We start from the raw sequence: 24,552 nt of genomic DNA, 5'->3' as shown, positions 1-24,552 counted from the left end.
TCGCGATGCGTTTCCGATCGGCGTCTTTCGGTCGCCAGACGTGTATCGATCGGCTAGCATGCGGAATGATCGTCGCGAATGTCCCCCTCCGTGCCATCCTTTGGGATTTCGACGGTGTCCTCAACGACAACGCCCCGCGCGGGCGCTTTCTGTGGTCCGACGGGTTCGAGGATCGGTTCGGTCAGCCCATCGACGGCTTCGTGGACACGGTCTTCGGATCGCTGGAATCGGTACTGACCGGGCGGGAGGATCTGCTGCAACGGATCGGCAGATGGATCGACGGCAGCGGTGTCGACGCGACGCCGCAACAGGTCGCGCAACACTGGCTCGACAACGATTTCCACCCCAACACCCGGCTGATCCAAACCGTCGCGCGGCTGGCGCGGCAGGGATATACGCAAGCGATCCTGACCAACGCCGACGCATACCGCGCGGATTGGGTGGAACGACAGCTGCCGCATTTTCCCGGCATCGATCACCTCTTCGCCTCCGCCCGGCTCGGTCACGCCAAGCCCGATCCGAAGGCCTTCGAGAAGGTGCTAGAAGCGCTGGAGATGGAGGCCGGAGAGGTCCTGTTCATCGACGATTCTTCGGCAAACGTGAATGCCGCCGGTGCCATGGGCTTTCGCACCTTCCGCTATTCCACACTGGCCCACGACGCCCTGCAGTGGAGCCTTCCGCGTTAAAGCGGGCCGGTCAGGCGTTCCTCCGATACCAGAACATTCGCCTCCACTTCGCCCACGCCGCGCAGCGCCATGATCCGGCGGCGCAGCACCCGCTCGAAATCCGGCAAGTCGCGGGCAGTGACCCGCAGGCGATAATCGTAGCGGCCCAGTACATGCTCCACCCGCCGCACCTCGGGGATGGCGCTGACCGCACGTTCGAAATCCTCCAGGCTGACCTGCCCCTTGGTCGCCAGCTTGATCCCAAGAAACACGGTGACGCCAAAGCCGAGCTTTTCCAGGTCCAGGTTCAATTCCCGCCCCTTCACGACCCCGGTTTCGCGCAGACGACGCAGACGCCGCCACGCCGCCGGTTGCGACAGCCCGACGGCCCGCCCGACGGCCCCGGCCGAAAGCGTGGCATTCGTCTGGATCACCCGCAGGATCGCGCGATCCAGATCGTCGATCGCAGCGGTCATATCGGCAACGCCTGGTCGGTCTTGACTGTGGCGACATGCATCAACGCCTCGATTTCGGCGATATGCGGCAGGGTCAGGATCCGGTCACGGTACAGCGACTGCCAATGCGCCATGTCGCGCGCGATCACCGTCAGGCGCAGATCGACGCGACCAAGGAAGCTTTGCATTTCTGTGACTTCCGGCACCTTCCGGGCCGCGGCCATGAAGGCGTCGAAGGCCCCCGCCACGGTCTTGTCGATCTGGATCCGAAGCGACACCTCCACGCCGTACCCCAACGCCGCCCAATCGATCACGGCGCTGACCCCGCGCAGCACGCCCGTTTCGCGCAAACGTTCGATCCGCCGGGTCACGCGGGCTGTCGGCACATCAAGCGCGCCGGCCAGGTCGGCGGCCGTCATCTCCGGTTCGGTCTGCCACATGCGCAGGATACGCCGGTCGAAGTCGTCGAGCATGAAATATCTGCCGAAATGTTATCTGGCGAATGAATATCTTACCAAACAGGCAAATCATAGCCATGACCCTTCTCGTCCCCGTGAAATTTCCGCGCTAGACAGCGATCAGAAAACAAACCGGAGAGATATTCCAATGCGCGTTTACTATGACCGCGACTGCGACGTGAACCTGATCAAGGACATGAAGGTCGCCATTCTCGGCTATGGCTCCCAGGGGCACGCCCATGCGCTGAACCTGCGCGATTCGGGGGCCAAGAACCTGGTCGTCGCGCTGCGCGACGGCTCCCCCAGCGCCGCCAAGGCCGAAGGCGAAGGCCTGAAGGTCATGGGCATCGCCGAGGCCGCCGCCTGGGCCGATCTGATCATGTTCACCATGCCCGACGAATTGCAGGCCGAAACCTACAAGAAATACGTCCACGACAACATCCGCGAAGGGGCCGCGATCGCTTTCGCGCACGGTCTGAATGTCCATTTCGGCCTGATCGAGCCCAAGGCCGGCGTCGACGTCGTGATGATGGCGCCCAAAGGCCCCGGTCACACGGTGCGCGGTGAATACCAGAAGGGCGGCGGCGTGCCCTGCCTGGTCGCGGTCGACAATGATGCTTCCGGCAAGGCCTTGGAAATCGGCCTGTCCTACTGCTCCGCCATCGGCGGCGGGCGCTCCGGCATCATCGAGACGAACTTCCGCGAAGAATGCGAAACTGACCTTTTCGGTGAACAGGCCGTTCTTTGCGGTGGTTTGGTCGAATTGATCCGCATGGGCTTCGAGACGCTGGTCGAGGCCGGTTACGCGCCCGAGATGGCCTATTTCGAGTGCCTGCACGAGGTGAAGCTGATCGTGGACCTGATCTACGAGGGTGGCATCGCGAACATGAACTACTCCATCTCGAACACGGCCGAGTATGGCGAATACGTCTCCGGCCCGCGCATCCTGCCCTACGACGAAACCAAGAAGCGCATGAAAGAGGTCCTGACGGACATCCAGACCGGCAAGTTCGTCCGCGACTTCATGTTGGAGAATGCCGTCGGTCAGCCGTCGTTCAAAGGCACGCGCCGCATCAACGACGCCCACCAGATCGAAGAGACGGGCGAGAAGCTGCGCGGCATGATGCCGTGGATTTCCGCCGGCAAGATGGTCGACAAGACCAAGAACTGAAGCACAGGTCCTGAAACGCGAAAGGGCCCGCATCTGCGGGCCCTTTTTTTGGGATAAGCTGAATATCAGGTGACGTTGTGCGGATCGGTCACGCGATCATCCGGCTTGAACTTTGGATCAGCCGTTTCCCGCGCCAGCGGCGATGTCGACTTCGGGCGATCCTCGTCCATCAGTTTTTCGGTGCGCGACTTGCTCCAGACGGCAAAGCCGATGCCGGCCAAGAGCGTGACGAGGAACAGGCCGCCGACGAGTATCTCGATTCCCATGGGTCTCTCCTTGTGGATGCTTCACGAGATAAACCCCCGTCACGCGATCTTGTTCCCCTCTGCGACGGCCCGCCACGGGCAAGCCTCAGTCGTCCGACATGATCGACTTGTCGGCATACAGCACTTTCACACGGGCATTCGCCTTGCTGAGCGCGGTGACGACGACGGCGAGGAAGATCCCCATAAGGCAGATGACGATCCATCCGGCATAGGTCATTTTGCGGTTCCTTGAGCTAGTGCGGTCTTTGCGGGATCAGATAGCATTGGCGGCAGCCAAGCCAATGACGCGATCGATGCCAATACGCCCTTTCGGCAGAATCACGACAGCCCGGCTGGCCGGATCGCGCCGCACCCAGGCCTTGGCCTCCATCGCCGACAGGATCGCGCGGCCCAGCCGCCCGGCCAGGTGATGCCGCCGTTCGGACCAATCCAGACAGGTCCGGCACATCGCGGATTGTCCTGGCAACGCGGCGGGATCCACGCCCAGCGGTGCCAGCGCAGGACGCATGCGATCGGTAATACGCAGAATGTCGTCGTCTTTCCGCAAAGCGCCACCACCGCGCAGCGCTTCGAACAGGGCGACACCTTCGGCCCCGGCCAGATGGTTGTAGCAGACCCGCGCCACGCGCAGGGCCGCGTCGCGCGGACCGGGGCGCGTGCGCCTTGGACCTGTCCCATGCGACAGCGTCATCAACGCTTCCAGCACCTGTGCGACGTCCGCGGATGCCAGCCGGAAATAGCTGTGCCGCCCCTGCCGGGCGCGGGCGAGCAACCCGCCACGCTCCAGCTTGGCTAGGTGCGCGCTGGCGGTTTGCGGCGTCACACCACCCTCAGCCGCCAATTCCGTCGCCGTCAGCGCATGCCCATCCATCAACGCGGACAGCATTGCCGCACGGGCGGGATCGCCGATCAAGGCGGCGGTGGCGGCGATGTCAGGACCGTTTCGCATGGTTCGACCGTGACCGAAACATGTACCCCTGTCGAGAGGTTAGGTCTGAACCGGATCACGAAAGGACAGATCATGCTCACCTGCGTCATACGCTACGATATCGACCCGACAAAGCGCGCGGAGTTCGCGACCTACGCCCGAAATTGGGGCACGGCGATCCCGCGCTGCGGCGCGCATCTGCGCGGCTACTTTGCGCCGCACGAAGGGTCGTCGACCCTGGCCTACGGCATCTACGACATCGAAAGCCTGGCCGCCTACGAAGCCTACCGCGCCCGCCTGTTCGACGATCCGCTGGGACGCGAAAACTATGCCTTCGCGCAGGCCGAGCGTTTCATACGGTCCGAGGACCGCACCTGGCTCAGACGGGCCGATCGGTGATCGACGCCACCGATTTCGCTGTTGCCGTGGCGGGCCGCGCGCTAGGTCGCCCGCAATGACCAGCACCCACACCACCGACACACCCGTTTCCGCGCCGACGCTCGGCAACTACGCCTCTATCGTCGCCCTCGGGCTGATCTGGGGGGGGACGTTCATGGTCGTGGCGGTGGCGCTGCGCGGCTACGGTCCGGTGACGGTCGCGGCCGCCCGCACGACGCTGGGGGCCCTGGCCCTGCTGTCGCTGGTGGTGGCGATGGGACGGCCCCTGCCCAAGGCCTCGCCGCTTCTGGCCTTTTATATCATCGTGCTCGGCATCCTGACCTCCGCTGCCCCTTTCATGCTGTTGTCCTGGGGGCAGCAATACGTTCCGTCCGCCTTTGCGGGTCTGTCGATGGCGGTCTTGCCGCTGTTCGTGCTGCCGCTGGCGCATTTCTTCGTGCCGGGCGACCGGCTGACGCTGCGCCGCGCGGGCGGTTTCGGGTTGGGCCTCACCGGCGCGCTGGTCCTGCTGGGTCCTGGCATCGGGGCCGCGGGCGACGGCGATCTGGCGGCCCTGGGGCGCATCGCGTGCATCGCGGCGACGGTCTGCTACGCCACGGGGTCGATCCTGACGCGGCGCTGCCCGCCCATCGACGGCATGTGGTTGTCGGCGGGCACGCTGGTCGTCGGCGCGGTGATCCTTCTGCCCGTGATGCTGGCGGTCGAAGGCGTGCCCGGCCCGGCGGACCCGGTCGTCATGGGGGCCATCGTGTTCCTGGGCTTGATCCCCACGGCCTTCGCGGCGCTGCTGCGGGTGCAGGTGATCCGCTCCGCCGGACCGTCGTTCATGACGCTGGTGAATTACCAGGTTCCGGTCTGGTCCATGCTCTTCGGCGCGCTGGTCCTGTCGGAGGTTCTGCCGGGCCGGTTCTTCATCGCGCTGGCGCTGATCGCGGCGGGTCTTGCCGTGTCGCAATCGGGCAAGCGGCGCGGTTGACACCGACGGCACCGCGACCGACACCGATCCAATGCTGGACGTGCGCCCCGTCGGATATGTAGTCGGCCTTTTGCTGATGACCCTCGGCGGGTCGATGGCCCTGCCGATGCTGGTCGACCTGCTGGAAAACAACGGCCACTGGCACGTCTTCTTCGAATCCGGGATGATCACCGGCCTTGTGGGCATGTGCTTGTCGCTGGCCTGTTCCAACGCGGTCCGCGACCGCCTTTCGCTGCAACAGACGTTCCTGATGACCTCGGGCGTGTGGGTGTCGCTGCCGATCTTCGCGGCGTTGCCCCTTCTGATCGGCGCGGCCGACCTAAGCTACACAGATGCCTTCTTCGAGGCGATGTCCGGCCTGACCACCACCGGATCGACCGTGATCTCCGGCCTTGACGACCTGCCGCGCGGGTTGCTGCTGTGGCGGGGGCTGCTGCAATGGTTCGGCGGCATCGGCGTGATCGTCATGGCCATGGTCTTCCTGCCCGAACTGCGGGTCGGCGGGATGCAGATCTTCAAGTCCGAGGCCTTCGACACCATGGGCAAGGTCCTGCCCCGCGCGGCGGAAATCTCGTCGCGCATCTCCACGATATATGTCGGGATCACCGTCGCCTGCGCGCTGGCCTACGGGGCCGCCGGCATGGGCACCTTCGATGCCATCGTCCATGCGATGACCACCGTATCGACGGGGGGCTTCGCCAACTACGACGCCAGCTTCGGCGCGTTCCAGGGACCGCACGAATATATCGCCACCGGTTTCATGCTTGCCGCCGCGCTGCCCTTCGTCCTCTACATCCAGATGCTGGGCGGCGAGGGGCGCTCGCTCTACACCAACAGCCAGGTGCGCGCCTTTTTCGGGACGGTCGCGGTGCTGGTCGTCCTCGTCATGCTCTCGCTGATCTTCACCGATGGCTATGGGGTGGAGCGTGCCCTGCGCGAAGCGCTGTTCAACATCGCCTCCATCACGACCGGAACGGGCTACGCCAGCGTGAACTACATGACCTGGGGAGGGTTCATCATCACGATCTTCTTCTTCTGCGGCCTGATCGGGGGCTGCGCCGGATCGACATCCTGTTCGGTCAAGATCTTCCGCTATCAAATCCTGTTCGCGGCCGTGAAGGCGCAGTTGCGGCGCATCCATTCGCCTCACGGCATCTTCCGCCCCCGCTACGACGGACGCACCGTATCCGAAGACGTGCTGTCGTCGGTGATGGCGTTCTTCGTACTTTTCATCGTGACGCTGGGGGTGTTTTCCGTGGCTCTTGCGATGACCGGGCTGGACCTGATCACCTCGATCTCGGGCGCGGCGACGGCGGTGGCGAACGTCGGCCCCGGCCTGGGTCCGATCATCGGCCCCGCCGGCAACTTCGGCCCCCTACCCGACACGGCCAAATGGCTATTGGCGGCAGCGATGCTGATCGGGCGGTTGGAGCTGGTGGTCGTCTATGTCCTTTTCACGCGCCGCTTCTGGGCCGCCTGACGGGCGTCAGACCACCTGAAACGCACCGGTTTCGCGGAACCGGGCCCAATGATCGAAGATCGGGAATTCGGGCGGCGTGAACGTGGCCGGATCGATGTCGCCCGGCGCGGCAAAGCGAAACTCCGTCGCCTCCCCGTCGGTCGCGCGCAGCGGCCCGCCATCGTGATCGGCGTGGGTCAGCAACGAAATGCTCTGAACCGGATCGCCGTTGGGATAGACGTAATGCTCGACCACCGGGTCAGACGACAGCCCGAAGGCAAACAGGTCGCGCAACCCGGCATTCGTCTCCTCAAGGGCCTCGCGCCGCGCGGTGTCCAGAAGGGATTCGCCCACTTCCATGCCGCCGCCCGGCACGCCCCAAAGACCGTTGTCGGCCCGGCGCAGGATCAGGAACCGGCCTTGCCCGTCTTCGATCAGGACACGCGCCCCGACCGACAGAAGCGGCACCTGCCCCAGCGCCGCGCGCAGCTGTCCAAGATAACTGTCGGCAAAGCCGCTCATTCCCAGCAGCTGACCAAAACGGTCATACCGACCGCCCGCGTCGTCAGATCTTCGGGCGCAATCGGGGCCGAGGCGTCGGACGTCCGGGCCGTCACCTGCGCGGCGGCCAGCACGTCCTGCAAACGGCGCGCCTTGACCGCAAACGTCACATCGGCGGGCAATGCGCGCGCCCCATCCGACGGGTCGGGCAGCAACATGCCCGCGACACGTCCCGCCGGGTCCAGGACCGGACCGCCCGCGTCGCCGTCCCGCGCCTCCAGCGACAGGCGCATCACGCCCGCGTCCCCGTCCAGGTCGCGCACGTCTTCCAGCGTCCCAAAAGACAGAGTGGCCGCCCCCAACACACCGCCGAACGGAAACCCGCCGACCGACACGGGGCTGCGAAGCCGTCCTTCGGTCGGGGCCAAAACGGCCACTTCGACCGGGGCCAGCCGCGATTGCGGCGTCAGCACCGCGACACCGTCACGGCTCAGCGTGACATCCGCATCGTGCAGGCGGTCCAGCGTGACGCGCCCGCAGCCCGCGACCGTATCGGCCGCCGTAACGACGGCCCCGGCCGCAGTGACGAAGAACCCCGATGCGGACCGCAGGGGCTGGCGCACATCCAGGCCGGACACCATGTCGAAACTCTGCTCGGACGGCTCGAACCCGGCATCGGGCGGCAGCGGCGTGCCCGACGACGCCAGCGTGCGCTCCATCTCGGGCAAGGCACGGGCGGCCAGCGCGTCCTGTGCTGCGGGCCACGACAAAAGATATCCGACGATATGGCCCCCCTCCAGCTTGGCGAAGACCTGCGTCGTCCGGGTCGGTGCGATCCCGGTGATGCGGAAACTGTCGCGCGCCTTCGACCGGTCGCCTTCGGTGGGCACGATTTCCAGCGTCTGCAGAATTTCGTAAAGCCCGCCCAGCGCCGCCTGGTCGCCCGCCTGCGAGATCAGCGACAAACGGACGCCACTGTCGTCCTTGGGCTCGTAATGCACGAACGGCGCCTCGATCCGGTCGAACCGCACCAGACCCATCGGCGCGATCAGCGACAGACCGGCCTGCGCGACCGTGACCGGCTGCAATCCCAATTCCTTCTGCGACGCCTCATATTCCCGCAACAATCGCTCGCGCTGCCGCGTGGTCAGCACCCCGGTCACATCGTCCACACCCGCCGACGTCTGCCAAGCGGCCATCGAATTGCGCGTCCCGCGGCCATAGCTGCCGTCGATGGCGGCGGTATAGAAACCGAACCATTGCAGCGCGCGCTGCAATTCCATCCTCTCCTCGCGGGTCAGCAGTCGCTCGGACCGCTGCGCCTCGCGCCGGGTCTCGTCGGGCAGGACGACGGGGGCCGGGGCGACGATCCCGGCATCCGCCGAAGGTGCCGCGGCCCCGGCTGTCGATCCGCCCGGCGCTGCGTCCGGGGTGGGGGTCACCGGCGCGCCGACCGCCCCCGCGCCGATGGGCCAGAACCGATCGCGGTAGTTCTCGCCGTCGGAGACATAGCTATCGCGCGGGATCAGGCCTTCGCTGCGCAACCGGCGCAACGTCCGCGCCGCCGTATCGGCGTCGTAGGGGCCCAGCGCGATCGCGTACCACCGCCCGCCCAGCGCAAAGCCGTTGATGTCGCTGACGACACTGCCATAGGCGCGCGCCCGCGACGTCGCTTCGCCCAGGTTCGGATGCGCCTCGATCTGGACGAAGGCGCGGCCCTGGGCCGCGGCGGGGACGGTGGACAGACCGGCAAAAACGGACATCACGCAGATCAGCAGGGCAAGACGCATCGAATCTCTCGGATTGGGGCAGTCGTCTTCCCCTGTTTTCCCGATCGCCCGTGGAAAGTTAAGGCCACCGCTGGACGTTGGGGAATGCGGGGCCGCGTTGACGCCCCATGTGTTGCCGCATAGACGCGGTCGCGACCCATTCGTGCAAGGTGCAGACCATGAGCAGACCGGACACGCCCCGCAGCTTTCAAGAGATCATCCTGCGGCTTCAGACCTATTGGGCGACCAAGGGCTGCGCCATTCTGCAACCCTACGATATGGAGGTCGGGGCCGGCACCTTCCACCCCGCCACAACCCTGCGCTCGCTCGGTCCGAACCCCTGGTCCGCGGCCTACGTTCAGCCCTCGCGCCGGCCCACCGACGGGCGTTACGGCGAAAACCCCAACCGGCTTCAGCACTACTACCAATACCAGGTCCTCATCAAACCCAGCCCGCCCGACCTGCAGGAGCTGTATCTCGGCTCGCTCCAGGCCATCGGCATCGACGCCGAGCTGCACGATCTGCGCTTCGTGGAAGACGACTGGGAGTCGCCCACGCTGGGTGCATGGGGCCTGGGCTGGGAGGTCTGGTGCGACGGCATGGAAGTCAGCCAATTTACCTATTTCCAACAGGTCGGCGGCCACGACTGCCACCCCGTCTCGGGCGAATTGACCTACGGGTTGGAGCGTCTGGCGATGTACGTCCTCGGCGTCGATCACGTCATGGACATGCCCTTCAACGACCCCTCCGCCCCCATCCCGCTGACTTACGGCGACGTGTTCAAGCAGACCGAGGAAGAATACGCCCGCTGGAACTTCGACACCGCCGACACCGCCGTCCTGCTCAAGCAGTTCGAGGAGGCGGAGGCGCATTGCCACGAAATCCTGTCGCGCCCCGCCGACGACCCCAAGACCGGCAAGCGCATCGTCATGGCCCACCCCGCCTATGACCAATGCATCAAGGCCAGTCACATCTTCAACCTGCTGGACGCGCGCGGCGTCATCTCCGTGACCGAACGGCAGGCCTACATCGGCCGGGTCCGGACGTTGGCCAAGGCCTGCGCCGACGCTTTCGTGACGACGCGCGCCGGCGGCTGGTCGGACGCCGCCTGATGGGAAAAATCGCCGTCCTCCTGATCCTCGGCACCGCGCTCGCGATGGGCGCGGGCCTGTGGTTCGCGCAGACCCGCGGCTATTACGCCGCGATCGAAGGGCCCGTGACCCTGACGCTTGAAACCGGCAGCGGCCTCTTCACGCTTCCCGCGACCGAGGTGCAGGCCATTGCCTCCAATTCCTCGCCGCTCGGATTCCGGGCCTGCTTTACGCACGACCTTGACGGTGTCGCGCTTGCCTATATGGCTAGTGGTCTGCCCATACCCGACGCCGCGCCCACCATCGCGCCCCCCTGGTTCGACTGTTTCGACGCCGAGGCCATCGGCGCGCAGATCGCCGACGGCACCGCCCGCGCCTTCATCGCCTACAAGAACGCGGGCTACGGCGTGGACCGGATCGTCGCGCTCACCCTCGACGGGCGCGGCTTCGCTTGGCACGAGCTGAACGAATGCGGCGAAAAGGCCTACGACGGCACCGCCATCGGCGAGGAATGCCCCGACCGCGCCACCTTTGAACCCCTGACCGAGGGACAGCTCTGAATGCCAGACCTGCTGATCGAACTCTTCTCCGAGGAGATCCCCGCCCGGATGCAACGCCGCGCGGCCGACGACCTGAAGAAACTGGTCACCGACGGCGTTGTCGATGCGGGGCTGACCTATGCCGGGGCCGTTGCCCATTGCACGCCCCGCCGCCTGACCCTCGCTATCAACGGCCTGACCGACGCCAGCCCGACCACGACCGAGGACCGCAAGGGCCCACGCGTCGACGCCCCCGAAAAGGCGCTGGCCGGCTTCCTGCGCGGCGCGGGCCTGACGAAAGATCAACTGACGATCGCGGATGACAAGAAGGGTCAGATCTACGTCGCGCGCATCACCAATCAGGGGCGTCCCGCCGCCGCCATCGTGGCGGACGTTCTGGACCGGACGATCCGCAATTTCCCCTGGCCCAAGTCCATGCGGTGGGGCACCGGGTCGCTTCGCTGGGTCCGCCCGCTGCGGTCGATCCTGTGCATTCTCACGCGTGAAGATGGGCATCAGATCGTGCCGCTCGACGTCGACGGCATCGGCGCGGGCGACACGACCGAAGGCCACCGCTTCATGGCGCCGGGCCGATTTTCCGTAACCTCCTTCGATGATTACGAGGCGAAGTTAAAGCGCGCCAAGGTCGTCCTGTCGTCGCAGGAGCGTGCCGACGCCATCTGGCAGGACGCCACGAACCAGGCCTTCGCCGCCGGGTTGGAGGTGGTCGAGGATGCGGGCCTTCTGGCCGAAGTCGCGGGGCTGGTCGAATGGCCCGTCGTCCTGATGGGCCGGATCGACGATGCCTTCCTCGACCTGCCGCCCGAGGTGCTTCAGACCTCCATGAAGGAGCATCAGAAATTCTTCTCCGTCCGCGACAAGACGGGCAAGATCGTCCGCTTCGTCACCGTCGCCAACCGCGACACGGCGGACGACGGCGCGACGATTTTGGCGGGCAACAACCGCGTGCTCTCGGCCCGTCTGGCCGATGCGAAATTCTTCTGGGAGAATGACCTGCGCGTCGCGAAGGAGGGCATGGAGCAATGGACCGACGCCCTCGCAAACGTCACCTTCCACGCCAAATTGGGGTCGCAGGCCGAGCGTATCGAGCGCATCGCCGCCCTCGCCCGCGAACTGGCCCCCACCGTCGGGGCCGACCCCGATCTGGCCGAACGCGCCGCCCGTTTGGCCAAGGCGGACCTCTCGTCCGAGATGGTCTACGAATTCCCCGAATTGCAGGGCCTGATGGGCCGCTACTACGCTGACGCTGCCAATCTCCCCAAGGAGATTGGATTGGCTGCGCAGGAGCACTACTCGCCTCTGGGGCCGTCGGATGATGTGCCAACCGCGCCGGTATCGGTTGCCGTGGCACTGGCCGACAAGCTGGACACGCTGGCCGGGTTCTGGGCGATCGACGAGAAGCCAACCGGGAGCAAGGATCCCTACGCGCTGCGACGCGCAGCGTTGGGAGTTATTCGGTTGGTGTTGGAAAATGGAGTTAGCCTGCTTCTTGCTCGTCCCCTGTTTGTCGAGCTCGCGAAGATCAAGATCGGCCGAGAACACGCCTTAGAATTCGATGCATCGGAAGCCGTCGCCGAGCAACTCCGAGAGCGTCAAGGCCACCTCGTTTCCGACTTCCGTAACAAGGAGTTTGAGAAAAGACATGCTCAACACCGGAATGGGAAAAGCATTGCTGAAAGCGAAGCATTGGCGTTGGACCTCCTCACGTTCCTCCACGATCGCCTCAAACAGCACCTCAAGTCCGAGGACATCCGCCACGACGTCATCGACGCCGTCCTGACCGGCGACCGCACCGACGACCTCGCCAATGTCACCGCCCGTGCCCGCGCGCTCAACGCCTTCCTTGCCACCGACGACGGGGAAAACCTGCTCCAAGGCTACAAGCGCGCCAAGAACATCCTCGATCAGGCCGAAGCGAAGGACGGCGTCGAATATTCCTACGGGGCCGACCCCAAGATGGCCGAGACGGAGGAGGAGCGCGCGCTGTTCGATGCGATGGCCCCCGCCAAACCCGCCATCGAAGCCGCCCTCGCGGCCGAGGATTACCCCGCCGCGATGGCCGCGCTGGCTGATCTGCGCGCGCCCATCGACGCCTTCTTCGAAGGGGTGCAGGTGAACGCCGAATCGCAGGTCGTCCGCCGCAATCGCCTCAACCTGCTGTCAGAGATCGTGCGCCTGTGCGCGCAAATCGCCGATCTGAGCAAGATCGGTTCTTAAAACCCGCGTCGGACGCCCGTCCGACGCAGATCACCCACAGATCACCCGTAGATCACCCACGAAATTCCTTGACCGTGCAGACGCGCAACACGGATCGACCGGCGCGATCGACAGGCTGGTCTGACAGAAGGGATGCCTTACTGTCAGTCTGGCAAAAGAGGCTATGCTGCAGCGCAACAATATGTCATGCTGCACCTGCACAATCGCGAGGGTCGACCCATGCTCGACACACCTGGCTTCACGCCCATCACCCCGGCCGCCGACATCACGGCGGATCGGCACGGCAGCCGCGCGAAATGCCTGCAACGCCTTATCCGCATGGATTTGCCCGTCCCCCAGACCGTCGCCATCCCCTTCCAGACCGTGCGCACGATTGCCGGGGGCGACATGCCCGACCTGGGCCATCTGATTGGCCTCTTCGAAGGGGAACCGCTGCTGCTGTCGGTCCGCTCCTCCAGCCAGACCGGCGATTGGGGCGGTCCCGGCGCAGTGCTCAACATCGGGATGAACGACCACGCCCACGCCTGGCTGTCCAACACGCTGGGCGATGCCGTGGCCGATAAGCTCTACCTGCGGTTCATCCGGTCTTTTGCCATTGAAGTCATGCGCTTGGACGAAGAACCCTTCGACGACGCCCCCACCCCCGCCGCCGCGCGGCAGGTCTTCGAGGACGAGATGGACGCGCCTTTCCCGCAGCGGATCGAGGCGCAACTGGCCGAAGTTCTGCAGAATATGTCCCGCGCCTGGGACGGCACCTCCGCCCGCCTGCTGCGACAGGCCAAGGGTGCCCCCGCGGATGCCGGCCTGGGCCTTGTGGTGCAGCGCATGGCGCAGGGCATGGGCCCCGGTCAGTCCGGTGCCGGCGTGGTTCAGTTCGTCGATCCGGCCACCGGCGATCCGCAGATCACCGGGCGCTATATGGGGCAGGCCATGGGCCGCGACGCCCTGCGCACCCCCGAGAAAGCGCTGTATCTGACCCGCGATGCGCGCGGTGCCTCGCTCGAAGACATGCTGCCCGACGTCTATGCGGAGTTGCGGGAGGTCGGCACCCGTTGCCGCCGTCGTCTGCGCGAGGAGATGCAGGTCGAATTTACCATCGACCAGGGCCGCCTCGCCATTCTCGACGCCGTCCGCTGCCCGCGCGACGCCCGTGCCAGCGTCGCCATCGCCGCCGCACTGGCCCGCGACGGCGTCATCCCGCGAACCGAAGCCCTGCTGCGCGTGGCCCCCGAAACGCTGTCTCGTCTGTTGCACCGGCAGATCGATCCGAACGCCCGGGCCACCGTGCTGGGCCGTGGCATCGCCGCCTCTCCGGGTGCGGCGGCGGGCAAGCTGGTGTTCGACAGCGCCAGCGCGCAGGCCAGCCTGTCGCGCGACGAACCCTGCATCCTGGTGCGGCGCGAAACCACGCCCGATGACGTGCGCGGCATGCATGCGGCAGACGGCGTGTTGACCGAACGCGGCGGCACCACCAGCCACGCCGCCGTGATCGCACGCGGCCTTGGTCTGCCCTGCGTGACCGGGGCGATGGGCCTGACCGTCGACGAAAAGAAGCGGCGCATCACGCTGGTGAACGGCACGGCCCTGCACGAAGGTGACGAGATCACGATCGACGGCTCCTCGGGTGAGGTGCTGGCGGGGCGCGTCGCAACCACCGAACCCACGCTGGACGGCGCGTTCGGTGATTTGATGAGGTGGTCCGACGACGTGCGCGACATCGGTGTGCGCGCAAATGCCGACACGGTGGCCGATGCGACCCTGTCGCGTACATTCGGCGTCGATGGCATCGGATTGTGCCGGACGGAGCATATGTTCTTCGATTCCGGGCGTCTGACCGTGATGCGAGAAATGATCTTCGCCGAAACGCCGCAGGACCGTGCCGCTGCATTGGACCGTCTGCTGCCGATGCAGCGGGAAGATTTCACCGAGTTGTTCCGGCTCATGTCCGGGCTTCCGGTGTGCATCCGTCTGCTGGACCCGCCGCTCCACGAATTCCTGCCCAGCCAGATCGAGGGTGTGCGCGCCCTGGCCGAAGCGCTGGATCGCCCGCTGTCGGAGGTGAAGGCGCGGATCGAATCCATGCAGGAATACAATCCGATGCTGGGCATGCGCGGCGTGCGCCTGGGGATTGCGGTGCCCGAAATCTATGAGATGCAGGCCCGCGCCATCTTCGAGGCGACGGTGGCGGCGATGGCCGAAGGCGTCGATGTGCGGCCCGAAATCATGATCCCGCTTGTCACCGCCCGGCGGGAGGTGGAGTTGGTGAAGCGGCGCATCGATGGCATCGCCGGGGCCGTGCGCGCCGAGACCGGGACCGAATTCACCTATCGTCTGGGCGTCATGGTCGAGACGCCGCGCGCCGCGCTGCGGGCCGAGGAAATCGCCGAAACCTCTGACTTCCTGAGCTTCGGAACGAACGACCTGACGCAGATGACCTATGGTCTGTCGCGCGACGACGCGGGGCGATTCATGTCCGCTTATGTCAACGAAGGCGTCTATCCCGAAGATCCATTCGGGACGCTGGATGTAGACGGGGTGGGCGAACTGCTTTTGCTGGGGGCGGCCCGTGGCCGCAAGGCGCAGCCGGGCATCACACTTGCCCTGTGTGGCGAACACGGCGGCAGCCCCGAATCGATCGCCTTCTGTCGCTTGGCTGGCTTCACATACGTCAGTTGCTCGCCCTTCAGGGTCCCAGTCGCGAAACTTGCGGCCGCGCAGGCGACGTTGCTTGGGACGAAAAAGGCGGATTAACGCCGATCTGGCAGAGCGTTGGGCAGAAACCCGCACAGCCAGCGCCGGGTTCCACCCCTGCGCGCTTTTGACCATGTTGCGCCTTCCGTTGGCAGACTTCACGTCACCCTCCGAGCCGAGGTGCCGTGCAGACGATCGTTCTTCACGCTTCGCTAAGGTCAGGGGTGTACCCCGTTCGAGAGCCACGATGTTCAGGTGAAGAATAGATGAAGTTTCGGAATGTGTGTAAGGCGTCGGCGCAGGCTGTCGCGGGTCTGGTTTTGTGTGGTCTGCTCGGATTCGGCGGCGCATCCGTTTCGGCCCAGTCGCTGGCGTTGGGCATGACGACGGGTGTGGAACGGGCCGGGTTTGAACGGATCGAAAGCCTGACACAGGCAAGCGCGACGTCGCTGACCGGTGCGGCGCAACCCCTGTCGCAACAGGGCCAGCCGCGGGCCGAGGATTTCCGTCGTGGTCCGGCCACGTTCAACACCGCCGCGATCGCGGCGCAGCCCCCGGCGCGTGGCGATGACGAATGGCGTTGCCTGGCCGAAGCGATCTATTTCGAAGCCCGCGGAGAGCCGCTGCGCGGTCAAGTCGCCGTCGCCGAAGTGATCCTGAACAGGGTCGATGTGGGCAACTACCCGGACACCGTCTGCGGCGTCGTCAATCAGGGGACCGGCCGTCTGCATGCCTGCCAATTCAGCTATACCTGCGACGGTATTCCCGAAATGGTGACCGAGCCGCAGGCCTGGGACCTGGCTGGCAAGATCGCCCGCCGCCTTATGGACGGGGAGCCTCGGCGCCTGACGGGTGAGGCGACGCATTATCACGCGGACTATGTCGATCCCTATTGGGCCAAGGTCTATCCCCAGACGGCGCAGGTCGGTCGCCACCTGTTCTATCGCCAGATACCCGGTGCCTGACGCAAACATGCGCGTCGGGGGTTTTCTGCGCGGTGCGGGCGTGGTCTGAGGGAACCGCAAAGACCACGCCGAGACGCCGATGACCCGCCCCGCCCCCCCCCAGCAGGATGATCTGCGACTGGCTTTCGCCGCGCCGCTGGACCGCGCCCGCGCGGCCGGTCTTCCCCTGGACCGGATTTCCCTGCGGGAGCATGTCCGGGAGGTTGAGATCGGTGCTTTCCAGCAGGAACGTGGCGTGCTGCAACGCATCCGCCTGGATATCGTGGCCGAGGTGGTGCCGGACACCGATGCCGTGCTGGGCGACGATGTCGACGGAATCCTGAGCTATGACACCCTGATCGAGGCGATCGACATCGAACTGGAGGCCGAGCGGCTCAATCTGCTCGAAACCCTGGCCGAGCGTCTGGCAGCCCGCGTGCTGCACCACGACCGGGTCGCCCGCGTCTTCGTCCGGATCGAGAAACTGGACCGCGGGCCGCATGTGCTGGGCGTGGAGATCGTCCGATCGCGGGCGCAGGCCGCGATCCAAGTGGATGACGACGCACCCCGGCCCCGCGTGATCCTGCTGCCCGCCGGCGCGCAGGCAGATGCCGCGCTGCCCGCGCTGCTGGACCGGCTGGCGGCGGACCCCAGGCCGGTCGTCCTGATCGCCACGCCGGACTTCGCACCGCCCCCCGCCGAGCATCCGATGGCCGAACGACGCATCGCCCTTCTGGCGCTGGAACAGGCGGCCTGGCGTCTGGCGGCGATGGACCGCCGCTGCATCGTGGTCGACACGCGGACGGAATTGGACTGGTCCATGCGCAATGCCCGCCTGTCGGTCTGGGCCCCGTCGCGTCTTGTGCTGGATGCGACGAATGCCCCGGACGCGGCCGATCCACTGAACCTCGCCCATTGGTTCGCCGATGCCTTCGACGCGGTCGAACTGGTCACGCCGATCCCGGCGGACGGCGCGCGTCTGGCACCGGATCTTGCGTCGATCTGATGCAATACCTGCGGCCCCTGCCCCACGCCCATGCCACCGGGCCGCGTCTGGCCGGCGGATGGATGCGGTTCGACGCGGTGGAGGTTCTGGAACGCGGACGCCCGACCCGGACGGTTCCGGTGGCCGAGGTTCCTCAGGCGGCTCTGGCCCCCTTGATCGCGTCGCGCGCCTCGATCGCCGGTGTCCCGATGACCCGGCCATCGATTATGGGCATCCTGAACGTGACGCCCGACAGCTTTTCCGACGGCGGTCGGTTCATGCGCCCAGACGCGGCCGCATCACAGGCCGCCGCAATGGCCCGCGCCGATATCGTCGATGTGGGCGGTGAGAGCACGCGCCCCGGTGCCGCGGATGTGGACGAGACGACGGAGATCGCCCGCGTGACCCCGGTCATCGCGGCGCTGGTCGGGACGCCGCTGTCGATCGATACCCGCAAGGCCAGCGTGGCGCGGGCCGCGCTGGATGCCGGCGCGGTGCTGGTCAACGACGTGTCGGCCCTGACGTTCGATCCGGCGATGGCCGGACTGGTGGCGGCGTCCGGTGTGCCGGTCTGCCTGATGCATGCCCAAGGCGCGCCCCAAACGATGCAGAACGACCCGAGCTACGACGATGTGGCGCTGGACGTGTACGACGCGCTGGCGGACCGGGTGGCAAAGGCGGAAGCGGCAGGAATTTCGCGCGACCGTATCGTGGTCGACCCCGGTATCGGCTTCGGCAAGACCAAGGCGCACAACCTCGACCTGTTGCGCAGGATCGCCGTGTTTCACGGCCTTGGCCTGCCTCTCCTTCTGGGGGCGTCGCGCAAACGTTTCATCGGTGAAATCGGCGGCGCAGATCGGGCGGAAGATCGCGCAGCGGGGACGCTGGCGGTGACGCTGGCCGCTGTGGCACAAGGCGTGCAAATGCACCGTGTCCATGATGTGGATATGGTGGCACAGGGATTGGCGCTCTGGCGCGAGACGGGGGGATCCGATGGGCCTGTTTGGAACTGATGGCGTGCGCGGCCGGGCAAACGCCGGCAACATGACCGCCGAGATGGCGCTGCGCCTGGGGGCCGCCGCGGGGCGCTATTTCCGGCGCGAGGGCGCGGGACAGGCCGCGCACCGCGTCGTCATCGGCAAGGACACGCGATTGTCCGGCTATATGCTGGAAAACGCGCTAACGGCGGGGCTGACGTCGACGGGCATGAACGTGCTGCTGCTGGGCCCGGTGCCGACGCCCGCGGTGGGCCTGCTGGCGCGGTCGATGCGGGCGGACCTGGGCGTGATGATCTCGGCCAGTCATAACCCGGCGGACGACAATGGCATCAAGTTCTTCGGCCCCGACGGCTTCAAGTTGAGTGACGAGGCCGAGGCGGAGATCGAACGCATGGTCACCGACGGCGTGCGCCTTGCGGATGCCCCCAATATCGGGCGGGCCAAGCGCATCGACGACGGACGCGGGCGCTACGTGGAATATGCGAAAACGACGATTCCGCCGGGCATGTCTCTCGAGGGGCTGAAGGTCGTCATCGACTGCGCCAACGGGGCCGCGTATCGCGCGGCACCAGACGTTCTGTCGGAGCTTGGCGCGACCGTGTTCGCCGTCGGGGTATCGCCCAACGGGCGCAACATCAACGACGACTGCGGCTCCACCCATACCGACACCTGCGCGCAGGCCGTGGTCGCCCATGGCGCGGATGTGGGAATTTCACTCGATGGGGACGCGGACCGGGTGATGATCCTGGACGCCGAAGGCCGCGTCGCGGACGGCGATCAGCTGATGGCGCTCTTCGCGCATCGATGGGCCGCCGAGGGGCGGCTGAAGGGCGCGACCCTGGTGGCGACGGTCATGTCGAACCTGGGGTTGGAGCGGTATCTGGCATCGGCCGACATCACACTTCTGCGCACCAAGGTCGGCGATCGCCATGTGGTAGAGGCGATGCGCGCCGGCGGCTTCAACTTGGGCGGCGAACAATCGGGACATATCGTGATGACCGATCACGCGACCACCGGTGACGGTCTGATCGCGGGGTTGCAGTTCCTGGCGGAAATGGTGCGCACCGGCAAACCCGCCGCCGATCTGATGCACAGCTTCACCCCCGTGCCGCAACGCTTGGAAAACGTGCGCTATGCCGATGGGATCACGCCGCTGGACGCGCCGGCCGTGCGCCGCGCCATCACCCAGGCCGAGACGCAGTTGAACGGGACCGGTCGCCTGCTGATCCGGGCGTCGGGGACGGAACCCCTGATCCGGGTGATGGCCGAATGCGAAGATGACGGGCTGCTCAACCGTGTCGTTGACGACGTGGCCGACGCGGTGCGCGGCGCGGCCTAGATCAGGTGCAACGCCGCCCCGCCGCATGCGGCGAGGGCGAGCGTCTCAAACAGGCCGCGCTTCAGGATCAGCAGCCAGCCAAAAGCGAAGATGGCCAAAGCCAGCGCCTTGGGGTCGAGCGATGTCGGATCTGGCCAAGGCGGCGTGCCGTCGGACACCCGGATGAACAGGATATGTACGGCGAACCAGATCGACAGGTTCGCGATCACCCCCGCCACGGCCGCCGAAACCATGTTGAGCGCGCCGCGCAGACGGGGGTTCGCCGTCAACCGCTCCAGATGCGGGGCCCCGGCGAAAATCCACAGGAAGCAAGGCGCGAACGTCGCCCACAGCGTGACCAGAGCGGTGGCGACCGCCGTGCCGATGCCCACCTGCGCCCCGCCCAGCCAACCGGTGAAAACGGTCACCAGGATCAACGGGCCGGGCGTCGTTTCGGCCAGGCCCAAACCGTCGACCATCTCTTCCGGGGTGAGCCAGCCATGCATGTCCACGGCCGTCTGCGCCAGCGCGGCCAAGACGGCGTAGGCACCGCCGAAGCTGACGGTGGCAAGCCAGCTGAAGAACAGACCCGCCTGTGCCGGGACCGACCCGGGTGCCAGCAGCAAAAGCGCCAGCAGCGGCACCCACCAGATTGCCAGCCATGTCGCAACCGTCCGCAGCGTCTTGGCCGGTTTGAGGGGGGCGACACTTGTATCCCCGTCCCCGCCGCGCAGGGCCCCGGTCGCAAGTGCGGCCAGCAGAACGGCCCAGAACGGAACCGCAAGAAAGAACAGCGCGGCGAAGGCGGCGATGGCGACCGCGATGGCAAGCGGCCCCCGCAGCGCCTTGGCGCGCAGTTTCCACAGCGCCCCCGCCACGATGGCCAGCGCTGCCGCCTTGATCCCCAAAAACGCCGCTTCGACTAACGGCAGTCGGCCGTAGGACAAGTATAGCGCGGCAAGCGCCACCATGATCACCGCGCCGGGCACGACGAAAAGGAGACCCGCCAACAGCCCCCCGGCAGTGCCGCGCAGACGCCAACCCGCAAAGGTGGCCAGCTGCATCGCCTCCGGTCCCGGCAAGAGCGTGCAAAACCCCAAACCGCGAAGATACGTCTCCTCGTCGAGCCAAGCGCGCTCCTCTACCAGCTCGCGGTGCATCAATGCGATCTGAGCCACCGGTCCCCCAAAAGATAACAGGCCGATCCGACCGAAGGCCCGGATCATCGCAGACCAGTCGGGCAGGCGCGCGTGATCCGCCCTCATACCGACACGTCCAGGGCGGTGTCCTGCCCGGCCAGCCAATCGTCGACGAGGTCGAGCGCCTGCACCGGCGAGGTGACATGCGTCAGCCGTCCGGCGACCATGCGATCCGGCCCATCGGTCAGATGCGGCGGGATGGGGAACGTCAGGTTCGCAAGCCGGGTCAGGTGACCGACGTTCGACGGGACGACCCGCGCGCCCCAGACCTCGGCGGCCTTGTCCAGCCAATCGCGGGTCACCGGCATGACTGGCACCCGGCGATCGATCAGGCGCCGCAGAACCCAAAGCGCCGCCAGTTCGGCCCAATCTGGATCCGTCGGCATGACCCACCGCGCCGCCAAGGCGTCGGCGGACGTCAATGGCAGATCGTCCGCAACCCAGGCCAGGTGGCCGCCGAACAGCGCCGACGCGGTGGCCCCCCGATCCCGGAGGATCGCCGCGCCCAACTGGCTGAGCTTGCCCCCTTTTTGACAAATGCAGACGAAGGATCCGGCGGCGAGATCGGACCTTTCGAGGTCTGCCAGAGCCAGAGGTATGGCACCCGGAATGCGGCGCGCGTCGGCGGCGGCATCCTCCGCGTCGCACAGGTCGATGATCTGCGGCGCGTCGGCCTTGTGAAGACAGGCGGCAAGGGCATGTGGGGTGATGAACAAATGAGCCAAGGGGCATCCTCCGATTGAACGGTTCATGGATGCGCGACTTGGGCAATGTGCCTGAGACGGGGTGTGCGCGACCCCTGCCGTCACGGTGGCAGAGGTCCGGCCGTGACGCAAGACTTAGCCCGCGTGGACGAGTGTTCCGAACAGACGGGGTTCCAGAGTTTCGGTCGCGAAAAGGTCACCCTGGGTCAGGACCGAGACAGCATCATGGCTGTGCAGGCTTTCCTGATGACTGGCAACAACGCGGAAATCGCCGACGCCGGTGATGGCCTCCAACCCTTGCGCGAACAGGCGGGCGGCATCCTCCACGAAGATCGGATTGGCGGCGTTCAACTCCGCAAAGGCCTGTTCGTCTTCGCGTTTGACCATGACCTGCGTTTCCGTCGGCACAGCCAGCCGGCACATGTCGATCAGATCCTCGAACGCGACAGCGCCCGTCACCTCGGCCGACAGGCGGGCGACCGAGCGTTGCGAATGCGGCGTCGCCAGTTGTCCCCGCGTCCGCCGGGCATGTTCGGAAAGTTCAAGCGAACAGGGGCATGTCGACGAATAGACATAGTCCAGATGCAGGACCCGGCGGCGCACCCCGCACGATTGCACGACTTCCATCGAGATATCGTAATATTGCCAACCAGTCAGGCCGGACCGCAGACTTTCGACGCGCAGAGGCAGGGAAAAGGACAGCAGCAGGCGGGCATCGAACGCCGCCAGGTCGGTCAGATAATCGTCAAGCGCGGCCTCGGCCACGTCGAAACCCATGTGTGCGTCGGCATGCGCATAGAAGCTGCGCATGATCCGCGACATGTTGATGCCCTTCTTCCCGGCCTCCAGACTGACGGTACCGGTGACCGAGACCTGCACGGCTTGCACGCCGCTGCGCGTGGCGATTTGCATCGGAAGGCGAAAGTTGGAGATGCCCACATGCTCGATCCGGCGGTCCGCGCCGCGGATCAGGCTGGCCGGTCCGTTCTGAAGATCGGGCAGCGTCGCGCGATATGCCTCGTCCGAGACGTGGACGGGATAGACGTTCGACATTTCGGGGTACAGAGCGACCGCCGCTGACGGGTCGGTCTTGGCATAGCGCTGAAGCAGCGCAAGTGCTTCCTTGGCTTCGGCTTCGGTCGGGTGGCGTTCAATATCCGGTTGATGGACGGTCATGCGCCCCTCCCTTCGGTTCTCGCTCAGGCCGTCAAGATGGTATGTTTTTTCACAATAGCAAGGCCGTTCCGCGACATCAGAAGACCTCTATACGACCACATGCCGGGCAAAACGGCCCGCCCGTGCGACGTCGTCGATCAGCGCGGGCAGGTCATCGTCGCGCGCGGATCGCATTTCGCGCATCGTCGCCTCTCAGACGGCGTCGAGCGCGGTCAGGATGTCGTCGATCAGATCGTCGGTATCCTCCAACCCGCACGACAGCCGGATCAGGCCGGGCGTGATGCCAAGGGTGGCTTTCCGGTCCTCGGACAACCGCTGATGCGTGGTGCTGTAGGGGGGGGTCGCGATCGTCTTCGCATCCCCCAGATTGTTGGAAATGATGACGATATCCAGCGCGTTGAGGAAGCGGTTCGCCCCCTCCCGCCCGCCGGCGACCTCGAACGACAGCACCGTACCGCCCGCGTCCATCTGGCGACAGGCAAGGTCGTGCTGCGGGTGACGCGGATCGTGGGGATAGAGAACGCGGGTCAGCTTGGGGTGATCGGTCAGGTTCGCGGCAAGGCGCGTGGCCGTCTCGGTCTGGGCATGGACACGCAGGTCCAGATGTTCCAGCCCCTTGAGCATCACCCAGGCGTTGAAAGGCGACATGCTTCCGCCCGTATGCTTGAGATAGGGCTCGACCGTGCCGCGAATGAAATCCTGTTTGCCGCAGATCACACCGCCCAAACAGCGACCCTGCCCGTCGATGTGCTTGGTGGTCGAATAGACGATGACGTCGGCCCCCAGTTCGAGCGCCCGGCTGTAGGTGGGCGTGGCGAAGACGTTATCCACCACGACCAGCGCGCCGACGGCATGGGCCAGGTCGGCGACACCGGCGATGTCGATAACCTCCAGCGTCGGGTTTGAGATTGTCTCGAAGAAGGCGACCTTGGTGTCGGGGCGCAGCGCGGCCTGCCAGGCCGACAGGTCGGTGCCGTCGATCAGCGTCACCTCGACCCCGAACCGCGTCAGCACCTCTTCCAGAATATAAAGACACGACCCGAACAACGCGCGGGCCGCGACCACATGGTCGCCGGCGCGCAGGATGGACATCATCGCGCCGTTCACCGCCGCCATCCCGGACGCGCAGGCAAAGGCATCTTCGGTCGCTTCCAGCGCCGCAATGCGATCTTCGAACATCGCGACGGTCGGATTGCCGTACCGGGCGTAGATGAAGTCATCGCGCCCGGCGTTCAAAAACCGCTCCTCGGCGGCTTCGGCGGTGGGATAGACGAAGCCTTGGGTCAGGAACATCGCCTCGGACACTTCGCCATACTGGCTGCGGCGGGTGCCGGCGTGCACCGCGTTGGTGCGCGGTTTGCGGGATTTGGGCGAGGTATCTTTCATGGCGGCCTCCTTGGGGGGCTTGGACGTGACACCAGATGTTCGGAGGAAGGCGCGAGGCGCCCCGGACCTCTTTAGCGGAATTCGAGACCGGACGTCTCCGAGGGCCGCAAGCTGGTTCAAATCCCCTCGGCTCGCGGCGTATCGCGCGGGCGTGCACCGGTCAAGGTGGGCAGTGTCGCCGCGCACGAAAGGGTGATGCCTTGCATCGCGCCCCGCCGTGGCAAAGGGTAAAGCGA

Annotated in this window: 24 protein-coding genes; 13 read left to right on the top strand and 11 right to left on the bottom strand. The window is 66.0% G+C overall.

Annotated elements, in window-relative coordinates:
• Positions 1-65 precede the first annotated feature (65 nt).
• The gene (locus tag JDO7802_RS10905; RefSeq protein WP_055085493.1) at positions 66-686 is read left to right on the top strand and encodes an HAD-IA family hydrolase; all 621 of its coding nucleotides are present in this window, start codon (positions 66-68) and stop codon (positions 684-686) included.
• Here JDO7802_RS10905 and JDO7802_RS10900 read toward each other — a convergent pair.
• Positions 683-1,141, bottom strand: coding sequence for an Lrp/AsnC family transcriptional regulator (locus tag JDO7802_RS10900; protein ID WP_055085491.1), 459 nt, complete (start codon positions 1,139-1,141; stop codon positions 683-685). The two genes, JDO7802_RS10905 and JDO7802_RS10900, sit on opposite strands and share 4 nt — an antisense overlap.
• A complete protein-coding gene (locus JDO7802_RS10895) occupies positions 1,138-1,593 on the bottom strand; it encodes an Lrp/AsnC family transcriptional regulator (protein WP_055085489.1) in 456 nt (151 codons plus the stop codon). The genes JDO7802_RS10900 and JDO7802_RS10895 overlap by 4 nt, the downstream gene beginning before the upstream one ends.
• 133 nt (positions 1,594-1,726) lie before the next feature.
• Here JDO7802_RS10895 and ilvC point away from each other — a divergent pair, with 133 nt between their 5' ends.
• On the top strand, positions 1,727-2,749 hold the full coding sequence (ilvC, locus tag JDO7802_RS10890) for a ketol-acid reductoisomerase (RefSeq protein ID WP_055085487.1): 1,023 nt from the start codon (positions 1,727-1,729) through the stop codon (positions 2,747-2,749).
• 65 nt (positions 2,750-2,814) lie between these two features.
• On the opposite strand, the gene JDO7802_RS10885 is transcribed toward ilvC, so the two are convergent.
• The 3 genes from JDO7802_RS10885 to JDO7802_RS10880 form a co-directional block, all read right to left on the bottom strand.
• Positions 2,815-3,015, bottom strand: coding sequence for a hypothetical protein (locus JDO7802_RS10885; protein WP_055085485.1), 201 nt, complete (start codon positions 3,013-3,015; stop codon positions 2,815-2,817).
• Positions 3,016-3,100: 85 nt separating this feature from the next.
• The gene (locus JDO7802_RS18700; protein WP_275934854.1) at positions 3,101-3,232 is read right to left on the bottom strand and encodes a hypothetical protein; all 132 of its coding nucleotides are present in this window, start codon (positions 3,230-3,232) and stop codon (positions 3,101-3,103) included.
• Between the two features lie 36 nt (positions 3,233-3,268).
• On the bottom strand, positions 3,269-3,964 hold the full coding sequence (locus JDO7802_RS10880; RefSeq protein WP_055085483.1) for an ArsR/SmtB family transcription factor: 696 nt from the start codon (positions 3,962-3,964) through the stop codon (positions 3,269-3,271).
• A 72-nt stretch (positions 3,965-4,036) separates the two neighbouring features.
• Between JDO7802_RS10880 and JDO7802_RS10875 the strand changes: the two genes are divergently transcribed.
• Genes JDO7802_RS10875 through JDO7802_RS10865 form a run of 3 tightly spaced genes read left to right on the top strand, consistent with a single transcriptional unit; the run spans position 4,037 to position 6,798 of the window.
• Positions 4,037-4,342 carry an NIPSNAP family protein gene (locus tag JDO7802_RS10875; RefSeq protein WP_055085481.1) on the top strand — a complete coding sequence of 102 codons (306 nt, stop codon included), beginning with the start codon at positions 4,037-4,039 and terminating at the stop codon, positions 4,340-4,342.
• A 55-nt stretch (positions 4,343-4,397) separates the two neighbouring features.
• Positions 4,398-5,318, top strand: coding sequence for a DMT family transporter (locus tag JDO7802_RS10870; RefSeq protein ID WP_055085479.1), 921 nt, complete (start codon positions 4,398-4,400; stop codon positions 5,316-5,318).
• A 31-nt stretch (positions 5,319-5,349) separates the two neighbouring features.
• On the top strand, positions 5,350-6,798 hold the full coding sequence (locus tag JDO7802_RS10865) for a TrkH family potassium uptake protein (RefSeq protein ID WP_055085477.1): 1,449 nt from the start codon (positions 5,350-5,352) through the stop codon (positions 6,796-6,798).
• A gap of 6 nt (positions 6,799-6,804) precedes the next feature.
• Here JDO7802_RS10865 and JDO7802_RS10860 read toward each other — a convergent pair whose 3' ends face one another.
• Together JDO7802_RS10860 and JDO7802_RS10855 are read right to left on the bottom strand one after the other, a co-directional pair.
• Entirely contained in the window at positions 6,805-7,299 is a 495-nt protein-coding gene (locus JDO7802_RS10860) for an NUDIX domain-containing protein (RefSeq protein WP_055085475.1), read from the bottom strand.
• Positions 7,296-9,068 carry a serine protease gene (locus tag JDO7802_RS10855; protein ID WP_055085473.1) on the bottom strand — a complete coding sequence of 591 codons (1,773 nt, stop codon included), beginning with the start codon at positions 9,066-9,068 and terminating at the stop codon, positions 7,296-7,298. The genes JDO7802_RS10860 and JDO7802_RS10855 overlap by 4 nt, the downstream gene beginning before the upstream one ends.
• A gap of 158 nt (positions 9,069-9,226) precedes the next feature.
• Between JDO7802_RS10855 and JDO7802_RS10850 the strand changes: the two genes are divergently transcribed.
• From JDO7802_RS10850 to glmM, 8 genes are all read left to right on the top strand, one after another.
• A complete protein-coding gene (locus JDO7802_RS10850; protein ID WP_055085471.1) occupies positions 9,227-10,159 on the top strand; it encodes a glycine--tRNA ligase subunit alpha in 933 nt (310 codons plus the stop codon).
• Entirely contained in the window at positions 10,159-10,698 is a 540-nt protein-coding gene (locus tag JDO7802_RS10845) for a DUF6446 family protein (RefSeq protein ID WP_245624173.1), read from the top strand. Before JDO7802_RS10850 ends, JDO7802_RS10845 begins: the two co-directional genes overlap by 1 nt.
• Positions 10,699-12,915, top strand: coding sequence for a glycine--tRNA ligase subunit beta (gene glyS / locus JDO7802_RS10840; protein WP_055085469.1), 2,217 nt, complete (start codon positions 10,699-10,701; stop codon positions 12,913-12,915). It begins immediately after the preceding gene.
• A gap of 219 nt (positions 12,916-13,134) precedes the next feature.
• Positions 13,135-15,666: a putative PEP-binding protein gene (locus tag JDO7802_RS10835; RefSeq protein ID WP_083481233.1), complete on the top strand. Its 2,532-nt coding sequence runs from the start codon at positions 13,135-13,137 to the stop codon at positions 15,664-15,666.
• Positions 15,667-15,872: 206 nt separating this feature from the next.
• Entirely contained in the window at positions 15,873-16,571 is a 699-nt protein-coding gene (locus JDO7802_RS10830) for a cell wall hydrolase (RefSeq protein ID WP_055085465.1), read from the top strand.
• Positions 16,572-16,650: 79 nt separating this feature from the next.
• Entirely contained in the window at positions 16,651-17,556 is a 906-nt protein-coding gene (locus JDO7802_RS10825; RefSeq protein ID WP_055085463.1) for a dihydroneopterin aldolase, read from the top strand.
• Complete coding sequence (gene folP / locus JDO7802_RS10820) at positions 17,556-18,548, top strand: dihydropteroate synthase (protein WP_055085461.1); 993 nt, start codon at positions 17,556-17,558, stop codon at positions 18,546-18,548. Before JDO7802_RS10825 ends, folP begins: the two co-directional genes overlap by 1 nt.
• Entirely contained in the window at positions 18,529-19,872 is a 1,344-nt protein-coding gene (glmM, locus tag JDO7802_RS10815; protein WP_055085459.1) for a phosphoglucosamine mutase, read from the top strand. The genes folP and glmM overlap by 20 nt, the downstream gene beginning before the upstream one ends.
• Here the strand turns inward: glmM and chrA are convergent.
• From chrA to metZ, 4 genes are all read right to left on the bottom strand, one after another.
• A complete protein-coding gene (gene chrA / locus JDO7802_RS10810; RefSeq protein ID WP_055085456.1) occupies positions 19,869-21,116 on the bottom strand; it encodes a chromate efflux transporter in 1,248 nt (415 codons plus the stop codon). The genes glmM and chrA overlap by 4 nt on opposite strands.
• Positions 21,113-21,775 (bottom strand): rhodanese-like domain-containing protein, encoded by a 663-nt coding sequence (locus JDO7802_RS10805; RefSeq protein WP_055085454.1) that lies wholly within the window; start codon positions 21,773-21,775, stop codon positions 21,113-21,115. Before JDO7802_RS10805 ends, chrA begins: the two co-directional genes overlap by 4 nt.
• A 114-nt stretch (positions 21,776-21,889) precedes the next feature.
• The gene (gene folE2, locus JDO7802_RS10800) at positions 21,890-22,930 is read right to left on the bottom strand and encodes a GTP cyclohydrolase FolE2 (RefSeq protein ID WP_055085452.1); all 1,041 of its coding nucleotides are present in this window, start codon (positions 22,928-22,930) and stop codon (positions 21,890-21,892) included.
• Between the two features lie 192 nt (positions 22,931-23,122).
• Complete coding sequence (gene metZ, locus JDO7802_RS10795) at positions 23,123-24,316, bottom strand: O-succinylhomoserine sulfhydrylase (protein ID WP_055085451.1); 1,194 nt, start codon at positions 24,314-24,316, stop codon at positions 23,123-23,125.
• Between the last annotated feature and the right edge of the window lie 236 nt (positions 24,317-24,552).

The organism is Jannaschia donghaensis (assembly GCF_001403795.1).
GTDB classification, from domain to species: Bacteria; Pseudomonadota; Alphaproteobacteria; order Rhodobacterales; family Rhodobacteraceae; genus Jannaschia; species Jannaschia donghaensis.
This window is presented reverse-complemented; position numbering and strand designations above follow the sequence as displayed.

Coding starts and splice junctions, on each gene's coding strand:
- JDO7802_RS10905 (WP_055085493.1), top strand. CDS start 66: ATGATCGTCGCGAATGTCCCCCTCCGTGCCATCCTTTGGGATTTCGAC.
- JDO7802_RS10900 (WP_055085491.1), bottom strand. CDS start 1,141: ATGACCGCTGCGATCGACGATCTGGATCGCGCGATCCTGCGGGTGATC.
- JDO7802_RS10895 (WP_055085489.1), bottom strand. CDS start 1,593: ATGCTCGACGACTTCGACCGGCGTATCCTGCGCATGTGGCAGACCGAA.
- ilvC (WP_055085487.1), top strand. CDS start 1,727: ATGCGCGTTTACTATGACCGCGACTGCGACGTGAACCTGATCAAGGAC.
- JDO7802_RS10885 (WP_055085485.1), bottom strand. CDS start 3,015: ATGGGAATCGAGATACTCGTCGGCGGCCTGTTCCTCGTCACGCTCTTG.
- JDO7802_RS18700 (WP_275934854.1), bottom strand. CDS start 3,232: ATGACCTATGCCGGATGGATCGTCATCTGCCTTATGGGGATCTTCCTC.
- JDO7802_RS10880 (WP_055085483.1), bottom strand. CDS start 3,964: ATGCGAAACGGTCCTGACATCGCCGCCACCGCCGCCTTGATCGGCGAT.
- JDO7802_RS10875 (WP_055085481.1), top strand. CDS start 4,037: ATGCTCACCTGCGTCATACGCTACGATATCGACCCGACAAAGCGCGCG.
- JDO7802_RS10870 (WP_055085479.1), top strand. CDS start 4,398: ATGACCAGCACCCACACCACCGACACACCCGTTTCCGCGCCGACGCTC.
- JDO7802_RS10865 (WP_055085477.1), top strand. CDS start 5,350: ATGCTGGACGTGCGCCCCGTCGGATATGTAGTCGGCCTTTTGCTGATG.
- JDO7802_RS10860 (WP_055085475.1), bottom strand. CDS start 7,299: ATGAGCGGCTTTGCCGACAGTTATCTTGGACAGCTGCGCGCGGCGCTG.
- JDO7802_RS10855 (WP_055085473.1), bottom strand. CDS start 9,068: ATGCGTCTTGCCCTGCTGATCTGCGTGATGTCCGTTTTTGCCGGTCTG.
- JDO7802_RS10850 (WP_055085471.1), top strand. CDS start 9,227: ATGAGCAGACCGGACACGCCCCGCAGCTTTCAAGAGATCATCCTGCGG.
- JDO7802_RS10845 (WP_245624173.1), top strand. CDS start 10,159: ATGGGAAAAATCGCCGTCCTCCTGATCCTCGGCACCGCGCTCGCGATG.
- glyS (WP_055085469.1), top strand. CDS start 10,699: ATGCCAGACCTGCTGATCGAACTCTTCTCCGAGGAGATCCCCGCCCGG.
- JDO7802_RS10835 (WP_083481233.1), top strand. CDS start 13,135: ATGCTCGACACACCTGGCTTCACGCCCATCACCCCGGCCGCCGACATC.
- JDO7802_RS10830 (WP_055085465.1), top strand. CDS start 15,873: ATGAAGTTTCGGAATGTGTGTAAGGCGTCGGCGCAGGCTGTCGCGGGT.
- JDO7802_RS10825 (WP_055085463.1), top strand. CDS start 16,651: ATGACCCGCCCCGCCCCCCCCCAGCAGGATGATCTGCGACTGGCTTTC.
- folP (WP_055085461.1), top strand. CDS start 17,556: ATGCAATACCTGCGGCCCCTGCCCCACGCCCATGCCACCGGGCCGCGT.
- glmM (WP_055085459.1), top strand. CDS start 18,529: ATGGGCCTGTTTGGAACTGATGGCGTGCGCGGCCGGGCAAACGCCGGC.
- chrA (WP_055085456.1), bottom strand. CDS start 21,116: ATGAGGGCGGATCACGCGCGCCTGCCCGACTGGTCTGCGATGATCCGG.
- folE2 (WP_055085452.1), bottom strand. CDS start 22,930: ATGACCGTCCATCAACCGGATATTGAACGCCACCCGACCGAAGCCGAA.
- metZ (WP_055085451.1), bottom strand. CDS start 24,316: ATGAAAGATACCTCGCCCAAATCCCGCAAACCGCGCACCAACGCGGTG.